Origin of the sequence: Methylobacter sp. S3L5C, from assembly GCF_022788635.1 — a bacterium.
Taxonomy (GTDB): Bacteria; Pseudomonadota; Gammaproteobacteria; order Methylococcales; family Methylomonadaceae; genus Methylobacter_C.
On record NZ_CP076024.1, the window covers coordinates 1,949,199 to 1,964,217 of the forward strand.

Annotated in this window: 13 protein-coding genes and 1 riboswitch; of the genes, 7 read left to right on the forward strand and 6 right to left on the reverse strand. The window is 41.8% G+C overall.

Annotated elements, in window-relative coordinates:
- Nucleotides 1-747: 747 nt before the first annotated feature.
- Both KKZ03_RS08860 and KKZ03_RS08865 read right to left on the reverse strand, forming a co-directional pair.
- Nucleotides 748-1,434, reverse strand: a complete 687-nt coding sequence (locus tag KKZ03_RS08860; protein WP_243221134.1) for a lamin tail domain-containing protein — start codon at nt 1,432-1,434, stop codon at nt 748-750.
- 60 nt (nt 1,435-1,494) lie between these two features.
- Complete coding sequence (locus KKZ03_RS08865; RefSeq protein ID WP_243221135.1) at nt 1,495-2,973, reverse strand: esterase-like activity of phytase family protein; 1,479 nt, start codon at nt 2,971-2,973, stop codon at nt 1,495-1,497.
- Nucleotides 2,974-3,014: 41 nt separating this feature from the next.
- Nucleotides 3,015-3,092: riboswitch (cyclic di-GMP riboswitch) on the reverse strand.
- Nucleotides 3,093-3,486: 394 nt separating this feature from the next.
- On the opposite strand from KKZ03_RS08865, the gene KKZ03_RS08870 reads away from it, so the two are divergent.
- Nucleotides 3,487-3,999: a hypothetical protein gene (locus KKZ03_RS08870; protein WP_243221136.1), complete on the forward strand. Its 513-nt coding sequence runs from the start codon at nt 3,487-3,489 to the stop codon at nt 3,997-3,999.
- Here the strand turns inward: KKZ03_RS08870 and KKZ03_RS08875 are convergent.
- Nucleotides 3,996-4,376, reverse strand: coding sequence for a transposase family protein (locus tag KKZ03_RS08875; RefSeq protein ID WP_243217090.1), 381 nt, complete (start codon nt 4,374-4,376; stop codon nt 3,996-3,998). The two genes, KKZ03_RS08870 and KKZ03_RS08875, sit on opposite strands and share 4 nt — an antisense overlap.
- Nucleotides 4,330-4,833 (reverse strand): transposase family protein, encoded by a 504-nt coding sequence (locus KKZ03_RS08880; protein ID WP_243217091.1) that lies wholly within the window; start codon nt 4,831-4,833, stop codon nt 4,330-4,332. Before KKZ03_RS08880 ends, KKZ03_RS08875 begins: the two co-directional genes overlap by 47 nt.
- 77 nt (nt 4,834-4,910) lie before the next feature.
- On the opposite strand from KKZ03_RS08880, the gene KKZ03_RS08885 reads away from it, so the two are divergent.
- Together KKZ03_RS08885 and KKZ03_RS08890 are read left to right on the forward strand one after the other, a co-directional pair.
- Nucleotides 4,911-5,990, forward strand: coding sequence for a hypothetical protein (locus tag KKZ03_RS08885; RefSeq protein WP_243221137.1), 1,080 nt, complete (start codon nt 4,911-4,913; stop codon nt 5,988-5,990).
- A 277-nt stretch (nt 5,991-6,267) separates the two neighbouring features.
- The gene (locus KKZ03_RS08890) at nt 6,268-6,897 is read left to right on the forward strand and encodes a 2OG-Fe(II) oxygenase family protein (RefSeq protein WP_243221138.1); all 630 of its coding nucleotides are present in this window, start codon (nt 6,268-6,270) and stop codon (nt 6,895-6,897) included.
- Nucleotides 6,898-7,003: 106 nt separating this feature from the next.
- On the opposite strand, the gene KKZ03_RS08895 is transcribed toward KKZ03_RS08890, so the two are convergent.
- Complete coding sequence (locus KKZ03_RS08895) at nt 7,004-7,396, reverse strand: hypothetical protein (protein WP_243221139.1); 393 nt, start codon at nt 7,394-7,396, stop codon at nt 7,004-7,006.
- A gap of 297 nt (nt 7,397-7,693) precedes the next feature.
- On the opposite strand from KKZ03_RS08895, the gene KKZ03_RS08900 reads away from it, so the two are divergent.
- A complete protein-coding gene (locus KKZ03_RS08900; RefSeq protein WP_243221140.1) occupies nt 7,694-8,110 on the forward strand; it encodes a hypothetical protein in 417 nt (138 codons plus the stop codon).
- 569 nt (nt 8,111-8,679) lie between these two features.
- On the opposite strand, the gene KKZ03_RS08905 is transcribed toward KKZ03_RS08900, so the two are convergent.
- Complete coding sequence (locus KKZ03_RS08905; RefSeq protein WP_243221141.1) at nt 8,680-10,107, reverse strand: porin; 1,428 nt, start codon at nt 10,105-10,107, stop codon at nt 8,680-8,682.
- A 475-nt stretch (nt 10,108-10,582) separates the two neighbouring features.
- On the opposite strand from KKZ03_RS08905, the gene glnA reads away from it, so the two are divergent.
- The 3 genes from glnA (at nt 10,583) to ntrC (ending at nt 14,766) form a co-directional block, all read left to right on the forward strand.
- The gene (gene glnA / locus KKZ03_RS08910; RefSeq protein WP_243221142.1) at nt 10,583-11,992 is read left to right on the forward strand and encodes a glutamate--ammonia ligase; all 1,410 of its coding nucleotides are present in this window, start codon (nt 10,583-10,585) and stop codon (nt 11,990-11,992) included.
- A 313-nt stretch (nt 11,993-12,305) separates the two neighbouring features.
- Nucleotides 12,306-13,358: a nitrogen regulation protein NR(II) gene (gene glnL, locus KKZ03_RS08915; protein WP_243221143.1), complete on the forward strand. Its 1,053-nt coding sequence runs from the start codon at nt 12,306-12,308 to the stop codon at nt 13,356-13,358.
- On the forward strand, nt 13,351-14,766 hold the full coding sequence (gene ntrC, locus KKZ03_RS08920) for a nitrogen regulation protein NR(I) (protein WP_243221144.1): 1,416 nt from the start codon (nt 13,351-13,353) through the stop codon (nt 14,764-14,766). Before glnL ends, ntrC begins: the two co-directional genes overlap by 8 nt.
- The last annotated feature ends 253 nt before the right edge of the window (nt 14,767-15,019 follow it).

The following is a 15,019-nucleotide window of genomic DNA, read 5'->3' on the forward strand; positions in this document are numbered from 1 at the left end:
TTGATATTGTAGGTAACCCTTTTGTCTGTTGTTTTGAGCTTAGGAATGAAATGTACTATTTCTTAGCCATCAAACCACGTTCCTGCTCCAAGGTACCAGAAAACTACCAGTGGATATAAGAAGGTTTGCCGGTAATGGCTTGGTGCCAAAGTGGTTCAATAAAATCCGACCCGCGTTTAAAGGCCGTGATATGTCGCTTTGCATTTTAAAAACATGGTAACAAAGTCAGCATTATCATGGTTTTATCACAACTTGAATGAATCCGTGCCAATAGCGCTAACTGCATAATTTATCTTTGTTTATCTTGGAAATTGAAAATATTCCCTGTGCAGTAATATCGCATACTTTATCGTGGTGTTGGCGGTTAGATTTTAAGAAAGTCTATTGAGGCGTAAAAATCCAATATACCGACAAATTATGACAGTGGTCGATAGCTTTGAGGTTTTAGTACTATTGATCGGTGAACGACATTCAATATTAAAAAATATTGCTTTGGAATTTACGATAGGACGAATTTTTGGTCAACGGTAGTTGATAGTTAACTCATTAAGCACGCTTATGAGCAGAGGATAAAGTGAGATTCAACGATAGGGAGTAACGCTAAAACAGAATAAATTTGGATTTTAGTTATCAGATGCAAAAAATCACATACAACTTTTATTGTAAAAGTGACTATCGCTAACCTGTCATACCGGTTTAATCAAAGCAGATATTTTAGGCTTACGATAGCTCTTAAGAGTCAATAATTTATGCTTTTTTACGTCTTCCAACAAAACCTAATGCTGCCAATGCTGAACTAAACAACCATACAGCAGCAGGCACCGGAACTGCTGATACAGCAAATGATGTTTTACCAGGGCTGGCAATGTCACCACTTAATGATAGGTAGGCACCGTCCAAGTTACCTACAGTAGACAAAGCCCATAGTGAGGCATTGTTGGCTCCCAAGGCAGCAAGACTTCCAGGGATGCCGCTTACGTATTGAGTACGTGGACCTTTCACATTGCCGGTTCCTGCATCGTTATAAGTAAGACGATCAATCAAGGTATTGGTATTATCATAAAGATTAATTTCGTCGGAGCGTCCCAGATTTTGGGTATTGTTTCCGATAACTTTTATGTTGGATGATAAATTCCATTCTGTGCGAAATGCAGTTGCCGTTAATTCAGTTAATATTACCGATTCGCCTGCGCCGATAAGGCCAAAATCCGATAAGGTGACTGAGTTGGGCGCTCTACTAGCGTCATCAAAGCTCCAACCGGCAAAATTAACAGCGGTTGATCCCAGATTAGTAAATTCGATAAATTCTCCAGCATTGGAGTTATACATCCATTCGGTAATTTTAACATTAGTAACGGATGCTTCGGCCGTATTGATTAGGCCGCTCAGCATGGCACCGGCAGCCAACAGTTTAACTATGGTTTTATTGTTCATTTTAATTTCTCAAGCAGGGTTAAAAACCACCACTATATTGTGGTGGTAAGAGTTATTTATTTAAGCACGGACGCGCTTTCTTAACGAAGTCATTAAGCCAAGCAAGCCTGTACCAAACAACCAGGCAGCTGCAGGAACAGGGACAGCAGATATTTGTTGCGCCTGAAAGTTAAGGGCCGTATCGGCAACAGCAAATACATAAAATTGGTTGGCACCGGCGAGGCCAGGGACAAAATCATTGTCGTTGGCAACATATAATGTGTGGAACAATGCGCCGTTGTCATAAATATCCTGACCAAAAGCCAATGCTTCAATCTTGGATGGAACATTGGCACTGTTGATGCCATTGGCATTAAGTTTAGCGGCTACGTCAAGAAACAAGGTTTTTGGAATTGCTGCAGCGCCTAATGCCGAAGAGCCAGTCATACCGCTAACTTCAGTTGCACCTGTGAGGTCAATTTTATACAGCTGTTTGACGACAGCGTTACTGCCATCTCCCAAGCCTTTGCCATCACGCTCATCGATCAAAAACTCATGGTTGTTGATGGCGATAATTTCACTGGCACCTGAACCGTTTGTTAGTTTATAGGCGTATTCATGAGTCGCTTCGCTTGCGATGTCAATAGTCACAATACGAATGCTTTTACCGCCACCCTCCTGTCCCAACGCCGCTTGCATGATACCTACCAGCATGGTGCCGTCCGGAGTAATGGCTAAACCTTCCATGCCCTTGTTGGTAACTCGGCCGCTGGTTGTGTTATTAGCTATCTCGGTAGCGCCAATCGGATTCAGATTTGCAACGGCCAAATTGGCAGGCAGCGCAAAAGATTTAATGCGCTCACCGGTTGCACGGTCAAACTGGTTGACATAAGGACCGTATTCATCGGAAATAAATACGCTCTTGCCGTCATTGGAAACACGTACGCCTTCAGGATCGAAGCGGGCATTGCTGGGGTTTGCTGAAGTGGAATCAGTTACGCCCAGTGCATTGGCAGAACCATAATTATCAGAACGACCGGTGAAATAATTGGTGTTGTTGGTTGTATTCAGTATTGGTGCGCCGGAACCTAAGGGAGCGCCATTTATTTGGTTACCCAAGCCTGCACCAGTGCCATAATTTAGCGTTGTGGCGCTAGACAACAAAGTGGTTGCTGTTAATGTTGGCGTAAGGTTATAAGCCAAACCAGTACCTGATGTATTGGCAGTTAAATCCAGAGTTATGGTATGGAAACGTGCAATATAAGAAGATGTGTCGTCTATTTGGCTGTTGTACGCCGTTGCATTAGGTCCGCGATCTGGCGTCGCAATAAAAGTATTTCCGCCTGCGTAAGCAAGTCCGGAACCGATACCACCCAGGAAATTACCTGCTATACCGTTTTCAAGCAAGCCTGTTAAGCCTGACAAATCGGTATTAACGCCGGCAGAACTGCCACTCAAGCTGCCAATAGCGATTAATTGGCCTGACGTTATTGCTGCATGCGCTGAAGTAGCGGCACAAAGTGAGGCTATGATAGCCGAAAGTAACAGTTTTTTATGCATCGTAAATCCTAAAAGGTTTGTAAGCGTGGGATACTCAATTAGGTGGTAACCCGGCTATCTCGTCTTTTAGACCCGCAGTTTTCTGTCCCCGCTTCACAACGGGTTTAGCTTTGACACAAACTTTATTTTGACAGACAGTTATGTCATTTTAATGACATGAAATTACAAATTTACGGCATCAATTAAGAGAGCATAGATGCTTGATAAAAAGACAAAAATTAACACTGCTTACGACTAAGCACGATAAATTATCCAGGCTTGGTAAAGTATTGAGCTCTAAAAAACCCCAAGATTTTGTATCAAAAAAATTACAATTTTGTTTAGATTTGGTCTTAATGTAATACATGTGTATCTCATGTGTATTTCATACTTATGTTATTGAATAAATGGCTTTATTTAATAATATAGTTTTTATATGTCTTTAATGCTGCTGTCATTTTTCTTCGGTATAAACTATTTTCCGGTTAATAGTTACCGGACATACTCAATAATTTTATTAGCCAGGAAAAGACCATGTTTAAAATGAGAAAATCTGTTGCAGCTGTTGCTGCAATATTGGCTGGTATGCCTTTGATGGCATCCGCTGTTACAGGCCCCAGCACGACTACAGCGCCTTATCTGCTTCCATTGGCTACTGCTCCAGGTTGGGCAGTAACTTCAATCCTGACTACTGGAAACGTAGTGGGTGGTTATACTATGGGCGGTCTTCCTGACGGTTTAGGTGCTTTTGATAACAATGATGGTACTTTTACCGTATTGATGAATCATGAGTGGAATAATACTGTCGGTTCTGCGCACACGCACAATCCTGATGCGACTAAAGGCGGTGCTTATGTGTCTAAATGGGTCATTGATAAAGCTACTTTAGCCGTACAAAGCGGTGGGGATTTGATCACTAAAGTTTATGGTTGGGATAACGGATTTCAACAATCACAGGCAGTTTCTAATCTGACTACTACGTTTAGTCGTTTCTGCTCTGCCGACCTGCCTGCTGCGAGCGCTTTGTTTAATAGACATCTTTCCTAAATACAGCCATAGCGTAAGTTAACAAGAGCAGCCACTAAATTCCATGTCAAGGAGTAATGCTTGTGTTTGCCCCGATAAACATCTTTGGCAATCCTGAAAATTTTGCATCGGCGATTAACATGCTCAATAAAAATACGCTGTTTTGATAGTGCCTTATTATCGGCTTTGTCTTCTGCCGAAAGCGGTTGGCCTTTTTTCTTTTTAACCGGTAGAGTCGAGTTCTGATGGTGTTTCTTTATCCCTTGGTATCCGGAATCCGCCAACAACAGGGCATCAGGATGTAACAATAGACGGCTATCTTTGAAGATCGAAAAATCATGCTGTTGACCTTTACCTATCACTACGGAGAGTATAGTCATCGTCAATAGGCAGATCACGAGTTGGACTTTGATCGTGTGGCGTTTTTTTTCCTGAAAAGTACGCTTTCTGGTTTTTAACAGGGCGCTCGATAGGCTGCTCCGAAACATCAATGACCACGGTAGCTGCGGGATCTTCCAACAGTGCTTTGCGGTTGGGCAGTTTTTCGATTTTGATCAATAGTCTTACAGTGCGAGTATAGATTTTATGGCAATACGATTCGCTGATGTCGAAGACCGCAGCCAGATTTATCAACGTCGGATAGTGACGAAGATAATAGAGTGTCAGTAACAAGCGGTCTTCCAAAGCCATCTTGGAGTCTTTTCGTCCCCGTCTAGTCAGTGGATTAAGGACTTTTTGTTCGTCCAGGTAAGTCACCAGCTTACCGTGAAGATGCAGAAAATCTTCTGGTGACAGGCCGACAGTCCTTAAAAATTCTTCAGGCTTGTGTCTTGGCAATTGGGCATAAGGAGTCATGGCTATCCGTGTTTTCAGAGGTAGATCGCTATTTTAACCCTATCAAAGCCAAATTCTATGTCAATTATTTAGGAAAGATGTCTAATGTAGCAACAGGTATGGGTACTCAAGCAAAATTGTTCATGACTGGTGAGGAAGGCGGCAGCACGGGTTGGGCACAAGCAACAGTAGTTACCGGTTTAGACGCTGGCAGCAGTTACACATTGGGTAAATTTAATTTGGCAACCAACGGTTCTGGTGGAACGGCTGTTGGCGGTTGGGAAAATATTTTAATTAATCCTTTCTCACAGGATAAAACCATTGCCATCGGTACCAACGATGGCGGTACTGGTGTCATGAATAATACGGTTGGTGTGTATGTAGGTACGAAAACTAATACCGGTTCTGAAGTTGATAAAGCCGGTTTGAATAACGGTAATCTGAAGTTTGTTAATGTTACCGGTAATGCTCTTGAAATCGCTAATGGCACTACACGTGCCACCAATATCGTTGATGGTGCGGCGTTTACTTTAAGCGATACGGCGACTACATTTTCTCGCCCTGAAGATGGTACCTGGAGTGCTGATGGTAGCAAGTTCTGGTTTGTGACTACTGACCAACTCGATAAAACTGAAATTACAGGTCAAACCCAAGTGGGTGCTTCACGTTTATGGGAATTGGATTTTGCGGATATTACCAATCCAGAATTGGGCGGTACTATTAAAAAGTTGCTGGATGGTACTGAAGGCCAAATCATGATGGACAACATGACTGTGTCTGCTGATGGCAAGTCATTGATATTGCAGGAAGATACCGGTAATGCTCCACATAATGCCAAAGTATGGTCTTATGATCTGGCTACAGATTCATTAACCGCTATCTTAAAGCATGATGCTTCTTTATTTGGTGATGTGGTTGGAGGTACTGTGGTTGCAGGTTCTGTTACTGCTGATGAAGAATCTTCAGGTGTTATTGACGTATCTGCTATTTTGGGTTACGACGCATTTTTGATGGTTACTCAAAATCACAAGTCTTCTACCAATCCGTTGTTGGTTGAAGGTGGTCAGTTACAACTGGTTACTGCGCCAGCAGCAGTTCCGGTTCCAGCAGCAGCTTGGTTGTTCGGTTCTGCAATTATGGGCTTTTTGGGTTTTACACGTCGTAATAAAAAAAGCTAAATTGTCTCAGGTTTAAGCCCGGCAACTGGGTGCCTTAACAAAAGCGGCGACAAGGCAATCTTGTCGCCGCTTTTTCTATTTTTAGCTAAGAAATCTTTACTTAATTATTAATGATTCTCGGGATAAATTGAATGTGTTTATTCCTTTCGCAGTCCGCTTGTCGAATCATGAGCGAAATAAACACATTCAGGTGCACATACTTTTCGGGGTCACAACTCGATCATAAATTCCGTAAAGGTGACCGCGCGAATTACATCACTGACTTTGGAAATATTCTATGAGCACTCTCAAGCTGCAAGGTATGCAACCGCTATTTTATTCACCACTGACTGTTTTTGAGATAGAAAGCGCCCAAGCGCTTAACTCTCAACTACTATCAGAAATCGGAACTTTACATGAAGGTTCATCGGGGATGGCGCGCAGTAACTGGCGAGGCTGGCACTCCGATGATGATTTTTTTATGCGTAGCGAACCGGGTTTTCAGGCTTTGCGTAAGCATATTGTGGAAGCGATTCAACTGGCTACCAAAAATGTCTCACCCGGTTTTGACTTTCCGCTCTATAGCCTTCAGGCCGAGGGCTGGGTTAATGTACTGGGTCTCGGCGGCCTTAATACGCCGCATGATCATCCTAACTGGACTTGGTCCGGCTCCTACTATGTCAGTGTGCCCGAAGGCGATAAAGACCTGAGCGGTAGTATCGAATTTTTTGATACTCGCACCAATGTTCGTACCTTGGCAGTGGATGGTGCAGCCTGCTTTGCCAGTAAATTTATTATGAAGCCGAAAGCCGGTATGTTGTTGATATTTCCGTCTTATTTGCGGCATTGGGTTTATCCCAACGAAAGTGAAGAAGATCGCATATCGATTGCTTTTAATGCCCGCTTTGCGAAAACGGTTCGCTCTTAATATTTTGGCGATCAATTATCTGCCTGATTGCCCATTCTTTTTATAAAAAAGGACAATCAGGATTTTTAACCGAAAATCAATCGACTGATTGATACATCAAACCTGCCTATTTGTCGGTGATAACGTCGACATCCATACGGCTACGTTTTACACAGACCGCATAGTTTTCATCCATATTTTCTGTTCCTTGGGTTTTTTGTAGGCAATCTGTTGAAACTTTTAGATATTCAGTGGGATCTGCATGCGTAATCGGCCATCCCTCATGCTTCATACAGTCGACAAAGGTATTTGCATCGTGGCCGATTGGCATCTCGATAACAATTTGTGTTCCTCCCGTAGGAACGTTAATCTTCGTTTTTTGCGTGGTTGATTGGTTGCATGTTAATGCATCTGAAAAATAACCGATATTATTATTCGGGGCATTTTCAGAGACTGATTGGTTGTTGGTACACCCTGAAAGTAATATTGCTGACAAAAGCAACGCGGGTAAGTTAATCATGAATCACCTTTATCTACTGGCCAAGATTGTTGTTGAAAGGGGCATTTAATATCAGGCTTGAGTATATTTTATAGTGCCTGTTTTTCCTATAGATATTAGCTCAAATAGCCTGATGAGATTCTATTAACACAGTCGATAATCAAAGTGTTGGACTTTGAGGTTGCCGAGAATAGATGCTGTTGTAGGTTTTCTATTGTCGGACAGCCTCCTTGTTAGGCAGTCATAGACAAAATACTGTTTAAAACAGTATAAACGGTATATACTGTTTTTTTTATTGAACAGTAAGAGGAATTTATAATGAGTGCAACAAAGCAGAAAGCAAAAAAAACAATAGCAGAATCCGTTGAAATTGAGCTGCCAATAGAGAACATAACGAATAAAAAAGCCTCTAAAAAGCCGACAGTTGAAAAATCAAATGTGACTGTTGAGGTAATTGAAGTCGAAGTTGATGAAAAAGGAGATATTAAAAAGAAAAAAAATCCTAAAGTAAAAGTGATCAGGGATAGTTTTTCATTTCCGGAAGAGGATTATCTAAAAATTTCAGAGCTTAAGAAAACCTGCCTGGCAGCAGGAATTAATGTCAAGAAGGGCGAGATTCTTCGTGCCGGACTACATTTACTGACCCAATTAACCTTGGATGATCTTAAAAGTGTTATTGAGCAAGTCGAAAAAGTGCAAACCGGTCGACCAGCCTCATCAAAAATTTATCGATAAAAACATTGCTGTAAACTCATACTTTCTTCAAGCCCGAGTATTTCAATAATGTGATGCTTGGGCTATTGACGGGTAAATTGTCTTCGTAAACAAACTGTCACCGTTGATGTCTTTTAATACGACTATCGACTGTAGTTTTGATAAAGTTACGACGAGATTTTTTACAGTCATTTAATAAAAATACAAGCTCTGAATCAGTGACTCAGATTTTTTATTAAACTCGATGTTCAAGTTTTTTTAGCTTGACTGAGACGAACCCAGATAAATCAAAGTCTTTTCCTTAATAGACTCAAGTGCCACATGATCTTAATCATGACTGTAAGGCTCGATTCAACGGGCTTCTCTAAAATCAAGAATTAAAAACTTGAACATCGAGTTAAAGCAATATTACTTTGTTGGTTGGCAAAAAATCTCCTATTACTATCAATTAGGATGTCGAAGATATTGGCTATAATCAAGCCGGATTCGTATAGTAGCGTTAGATACTCAATAACATGGGCTGATAGAAGTTAAAAAAAATGCGCCATCTAGGCGCATTTTTTTGAAAGAATTTTCAGGTGAGTGCAGATTTAAAAAGTAACGGTAAAATCGTTGGAGAATAAAAACTGCGCAGTCTTGCCGTCGGCGAAAGTACCAGGAGTGCCATTGGCTCCATCTACCCAATCGTAGCGGATATTGGGACGTAAATTTAGCCATTTGGTGGGTTTCCAATTTAAGCCCGCAGTGACTTCGTAATAACTGGCAGCATTACAGGCAGCAACGCTACCTGGGGCGGCATAACTGTAACCTGAGCTGTTGGTAGCTGCGCCTACACGTCCTGGAGAGCAGACCCGAAGTCCGTTCTGATCACGGAACCATTCAGCCCGTACACCTACGGATAAGTTGTCTTTGAGGTCATAGTATAAATGCGAGTTGATACCATACCATTGTGCATCTACGTCATTCGGTGTCGCAGTAGCAAAGTTGTAAACATTATTGGCAAAACCGTGATCATGTTGCAAGATCAAGTGGGTTTTATCAGTAATGTTATGTTTTAAAACGATGCTGTATAGTGCAAAGGCGCTGCTATTTTGCTCTGAAGTTGCGCTATAGGTACCACTGATATTAGCAGAGGTTCCCTTGTCGTCGCTGGTCCAGGTTGTGCCAAATAGTCCGCCCCAGTTACCCAGTTGTTTATTCCAACCGCCATCAAAGCCACCGGTAGCGCTACCGGTGATTGCACCGCCCATAACCCCCCAATTTTTGTCAACGGCATAGTTACCCATAAAACCGGTATGTGTAAACGGTTCGCCATATTGCATGGTATAGGCATGCGAGTAGAAAAAGTTATCAGCAGCCGGTACGGTTTCATAACCGATGGGCGTGTAAAAATGACCCGCCTTAACATTTAGGCCGTTACCGATAGGCACATAAGCTTCGCCATAAGCTTGAGGCAGTGCCATGCCGTAGAAGCGATTGCCCGCTGTACCATTAAGATTAAGATCCCAATTGCTCCGGCTTTTTGCTTCGCCTGAATTGATATCAAATGCCGGAACACCATAAGCCTGGGTAAAAACTGCGTCTGTACCGTACATAAAATCGAAACGTCCACCAAAAGACCACTTATCGCCTTCGGTCGCTACAGCACGTTGCACAAACAGATTTAACTGATTCATCTGAAATTCGCTAGAGCGATCTCCAAAAGTAACCGGGCCATTAAAGCCATTAGATGGATCATTTGCATTGTAGGTAATACCTGCATTGCTCGAACCGCCTACAGTGATATCATTATTTTTTAAAAATTTGCTCTCATTGATATCATATTTTGTCAGTGCGGCAATCATGCCTTTTGTTTCTACTATATTATATTGCTCAGCTTTTGCATTAACGTCGGCATCTGACATCTCTGCAGTCGCTTCTTGTATGGCGTAGGCGTTAGTGGCGCCCATCGTTATTGATAAAAGACCACCTGCAGCTACGATAATCATCGGGTTTTTGCGTTTAGGTATGTTTTTCATGTTATTTCCTTTTGATTAAGGCTTGGATAAAGGTGTCTTGTTGTTAAATAACAACGTAATGAACCGTTTGGCATACAGCACGATAAAATACTAAGCAGTTACTGTGCCAACAAATTATTTTTTTTTAAAACAGTGACTTATAGATTTTAGTTGATTTTTCAGAATATGAAGGCACAACTATGGTGCGCTTTGCGCATTCTCTTGAATTAAAAGTGTGCAATTTAGACTACTTTGTTATTTTTGAGTAAAATGCTGTGTAAATTTGCCCTAATTTCGTTTAGATATAATTGTTTGCTATGGCTGCCGGGTATCGACAATAATGGTGTTTGCACCTTTTTTTAATTATCGCACCAAAACAGGTCAATTCTGGTTGCCCGTTTTTTTAGTGGCTAATTTATTAAAAAAAGTGGTATCTTTACACCGTTTGGCATAAAACACTGATCCCATAATAACCAAGTCCAAGGAGACCACTCAGATGTCTGCAAAAAAAGTACTTAAAATGATCGAAGAAAACGACGTAAAATTCGTCGATTTTCGTTTTTGTGATACCCGTGGTAAAGAACAACATGTCACATTTCCTGCGCATTCTATAGATGAAGATACCTTTGAAGAAGGTAATATGTTTGATGGTTCTTCAGTTGCCGGTTGGAAACATATTAATGAATCAGATATGATTTTGATGCCTGATCCATCGACTGCTGTAATGGATCCATTCTTTGATGATAATACCTTGATTTTGCGTTGTGACATCATTGAGCCAAAAAATATGCAAGGTTATGAGCGTGATCCACGTTCATTAGCCAAACGTGCTGAAAGCTATTTACAATCAACCGGTATTGCAGATACTGCATTCTTCGGTCCGGAAAATGAATTCTTCATATTTGATGATGTCCGTTGGGGCACTGATATGAGTGGTTCATTCTACAAAGTTGACTCTGAAGAAGCTGGCTGGAATTCGGAAAAAGTTTATCCGGATGGCAATACCGGACATCGTCCAGGTATTAAAGGCGGTTATTTTCCTGTACCACCAGTCGATTCGTTACAGGATATGCGCTCTGCAATGTGTTTAACTTTGGAAGAAATGGGCCAGATTACTGAGGTTCATCATCACGAAGTTGCCACTGCCGGCCAATGTGAAATCGGCGTAAGATTTAACACTCTGGTTAAAAAAGCTGACGAAGTATTGGAACTAAAATACGTTATTGCCAATATTGCTCACGCTTATGGCAAAACAGCGACTTTTATGCCTAAGCCTTTAGTGGGCGATAACGGTAGCGGAATGCACGTTCACCAATCATTGGCCAAAAACGGCGTAAACCTGTTTACCGGTGATTTATACGGTGGCTTGTCTGAAATGGCCTTGTATTACATTGGTGGCATTATTAAGCACGCGAAAGCACTTAATGCTTTTACCAATGCTTCAACCAATAGTTACAAGCGTTTGGTTCCCGGCTTTGAAGCACCTGTTATGTTGGCTTACTCAGCACGTAACCGTTCAGCTTCCATTCGTATTCCTTTTGTTAACAATCCAAAAGGTCGTCGTATTGAGGTGCGTTTTCCTGACTCAACAGCAAACCCTTATCTGGCGTTCTCAGCCATGTTAATGGCTGGCTTGGATGGTATCGTAAACAAAATTCATCCTGGCGATGCCATGGATAAAGATTTGTATGACTTGCCGGCAGAAGAAGCCAACAACATTCCACAAGTTTGTCATTCATTTGACCAAGCTTTGGATGCGTTGGACAACGACCGTGAATTTTTAAAAGCTGGCGGTGTTTTTACTGATGATGTCATTGACGGCTATATCAAGCTGAAAATGGAAGAAGTAACACGTATTCGTATGAGTACGCATCCTGTTGAATATGATATGTACTACAGTCTGTAATATTTAGGGCTGTTTCACACAGTCCCAGACAGTCCCACAACCCCGCAAGTCATAAGGCTTAGCGGGGTTTTTTATGCCTGGACGTTTGGCGCGAAATTATGTAATCCCGTTGTTTACTTTCTTTTTTGTTCACACCTTACAGTGATTGGTAATGCTGATATATAATAACGCTCTATTTTGGGGCGTTTTTTGTTACTATAGTTTTTATGATCGCCGTTATTATTAAGACAATACTGCTTGTGCATGGTTTGGTCTATAAATTGCTAATATAAATATAACGCTTTACCATCAAAAAACCATCGATTAAAAAATTATGTATAAACGCATACTGGATCACCTTAATACTGCCATCTTGTTATTTGATAGCCAATTAACATTGACCTTTATCAATACGACCGGAGAAATTTTACTGGCTGACAGTGCGCATCACTTGATCGGTCAAAGTGCAGAGGAATTATTTAAATCTTCTGATCCTGCTTTGCTGCTTAATTTAAAACAATCTCTGGAGATGGTAGAGCCGCTGGTTGATCGGGCGCTGACGCTGAACCGGATGAGCCATAATGTAACTACCAACTTTAGTGCAACACCGCTGTTAATCAATGAGCGAGTCAGTGAAATACTGGTCGAACTTCAACAGGTAGATAACCATCTTCGTATATCGAAAGAAGAGCAGTTATTAATGCAACAGAATACGGTTCGGTTATTGGTCAGGGGCTTGGCACATGAAATTAAAAACCCGTTAGGTGGCTTGCGTGGTGCAGCCCAGTTATTGGACCTGGAATTACATGACCCGGAACTTAAAGAATATACCCAAATTATTATTGACGAATCAGATCGTTTGCAAGGCCTGATGGATAAAATGTTGGGGCCTAATAAATTGCCCAATAAAAAGACGCTTAATATTCATGAGGTTTTGGAGCGGGTCAGGCAATTGGTTAATGCTGAATCCAGCGGCAGCCTGTCTATCAAACATGATTATGATCCCAGTATTCCTGATATTTATGCCGATAAAGATCAGCTCATTCAGGCTATTTTAAATATTGCCAGAAATGCTGTGCAGGCTGTGGAAGGGAAAGGCAATATTATCTTTAAAACACGCATACACCGCCAGATGACTATAGGCCGTAAACGTTATAAATTGGCAGTAAAATGCGACATTATTGATAACGGGCCGGGTGTAGATGCCAGTATGATGAATCAAATATTTTATCCGATGATTACCGGACGAGCTGAAGGCACCGGGCTGGGTTTATCTATTGCACAAGCACTGATTAATCAGCATAGCGGCTTGATTGAGTGTAATAGCGAGCCGGGAAATACGGTGTTTTCAATATTTTTGCCTATGGAGGTCGGTAATAATGACTAAGCCTGATACTGTCTGGATCATTGATGATGACAAATCCATACGTTGGGTTGTCGAAAAAGCCTTACAAAAATCCGGCATCATTACGCGTTGTTTTTTTGCCGGTAAGGACTTATTGGCAGCTTTGCAAGATGATTTGCCTGATGCTCTGATAACCGATATTCGTATGCCCGGCATGGATGGACTTGAGCTTTTAGACAGGCTTCAGCAGAGTCATCCTAATTTACCGGTTATCGTTATGACTGCACATTCCGATCTGGAAAGTGCAGTTTCCGCGTTTCATGGTGGTGCTTTTGAGTACTTGCCAAAACCGTTTGATATTAAAGAAGTGGTTAATCTGGCACAGCGCGCCTGCATTCATGGTCGACAACAACAAGACAATGCCAATCGTGATGCGACAACGACTAGCGAACCTACTCCGGAAATCATAGGCGAAGCGCCGGCGATGCAGGAGGTTTTTCGAGCAATAGGCCGGTTGGCTCGATCTCACATAACCGTACTCATTAACGGTGAATCGGGAACGGGTAAGGAATTGGTCGCCAAGGCTCTGCACCGGCATAGCCCCAGAGCTAAAAATCCTTTTATTGCTTTAAATATGGCTGCGATTCCTAAAGATTTAATGGAATCGGAGCTTTTTGGGCATGAGAAGGGAGCTTTTACGGGAGCGCAAGTACGGCGAGCCGGTCGCTTTGAGCAGGCTAATAACGGTACGCTGTTTCTTGATGAAATAGGTGATATGCCTGCAGAATTGCAAACCCGCTTATTAAGAGTGCTGGCAGATGGCGAGTTTTATCCGGTTGGGGGGCATCTTGCTGTTAAGGTTGATGTACGCATTATTGCGGCCACCCATCAGGATCTTGAAACATTAGTTGCACAAGGCCGTTTTCGGGAGGATTTATTTCATCGCTTAAATGTGATTCGGATACATATACCGGCACTACGTGAGCGCAAACAAGATATCCCTTTGTTGCTTCGCCATTTTTTACATCAGGCCGCTTCCGAACTGGGCGTGGAAAATAAAATTCTAAAACCGGAGGCGGAAGCGTTTTTGAGTACGTTGGAATGGCCGGGAAACGTAAGGCAATTGGAAAATAGTTGTCGCTGGTTAACCGTCATGGCATCGGGGCGAGAAATTTATTTACATGATTTACCGCCTGAGTTACTAAATACCGTGACAGATAAAGAGGTTGTCGGGACTAACTGGGAGTCTTTGCTGAGAACGTGGATTGATCAACAGTTACTGACAAAAGAAGCTGAAGTTGCCAAACAAACCATTCCAGCCGTTGAAGCTATTTTGATAAAAGCAGCTTTGGATTTTACCCGAGGTAAACGCCATGAAGCAGCTATTTTATTAGGTTATGGGCGAAATACCCTGACCCGTAAAATAAAAGAATTGGGGATAGAAGAATAATTTCAGATGTTAGTTGGTTTTACCTCTTAACATCACATCAGCTTGATAAAAGCAATAGAGAGCTCGACTTTTTGTAACCCATCAGTTTAAGTCACTAGCGTTCCAGTATTTAGATACTGGAGCTCGTTTTTTTAAAGCGACTAACTGCTCATTGCGGTAGTCCAAATTTCAATATTAGCTTCCATTAATAATGGGACGTCCATAAAAAATCATCACTGCTCAAAGCAGTTACTTGTTTTTAATTCTCGATTAA

What these genes read in the sequence shown, in the direction of transcription:
- KKZ03_RS08885 (WP_243221137.1), top strand. Translation starts at nt 4,911, where the DNA reads ATGTCTAATGTAGCAACAGGTATGGGTACTCAAGCAAAATTGTTCATG.
- KKZ03_RS08860 (WP_243221134.1), bottom strand. Translation starts at nt 1,434, where the DNA reads ATGAACAATAAAACCATAGTTAAACTGTTGGCTGCCGGTGCCATGCTG.
- KKZ03_RS08865 (WP_243221135.1), bottom strand. Translation starts at nt 2,973, where the DNA reads ATGCATAAAAAACTGTTACTTTCGGCTATCATAGCCTCACTTTGTGCC.
- KKZ03_RS08905 (WP_243221141.1), bottom strand. Translation starts at nt 10,107, where the DNA reads ATGAAAAACATACCTAAACGCAAAAACCCGATGATTATCGTAGCTGCA.
- ntrC (WP_243221144.1), top strand. Translation starts at nt 13,351, where the DNA reads ATGACTAAGCCTGATACTGTCTGGATCATTGATGATGACAAATCCATA.
- KKZ03_RS08870 (WP_243221136.1), top strand. Translation starts at nt 3,487, where the DNA reads ATGTTTAAAATGAGAAAATCTGTTGCAGCTGTTGCTGCAATATTGGCT.
- glnA (WP_243221142.1), top strand. Translation starts at nt 10,583, where the DNA reads ATGTCTGCAAAAAAAGTACTTAAAATGATCGAAGAAAACGACGTAAAA.
- KKZ03_RS08890 (WP_243221138.1), top strand. Translation starts at nt 6,268, where the DNA reads ATGAGCACTCTCAAGCTGCAAGGTATGCAACCGCTATTTTATTCACCA.
- KKZ03_RS08900 (WP_243221140.1), top strand. Translation starts at nt 7,694, where the DNA reads ATGAGTGCAACAAAGCAGAAAGCAAAAAAAACAATAGCAGAATCCGTT.
- KKZ03_RS08880 (WP_243217091.1), bottom strand. Translation starts at nt 4,833, where the DNA reads ATGACTCCTTATGCCCAATTGCCAAGACACAAGCCTGAAGAATTTTTA.
- glnL (WP_243221143.1), top strand. Translation starts at nt 12,306, where the DNA reads ATGTATAAACGCATACTGGATCACCTTAATACTGCCATCTTGTTATTT.
- KKZ03_RS08895 (WP_243221139.1), bottom strand. Translation starts at nt 7,396, where the DNA reads ATGATTAACTTACCCGCGTTGCTTTTGTCAGCAATATTACTTTCAGGG.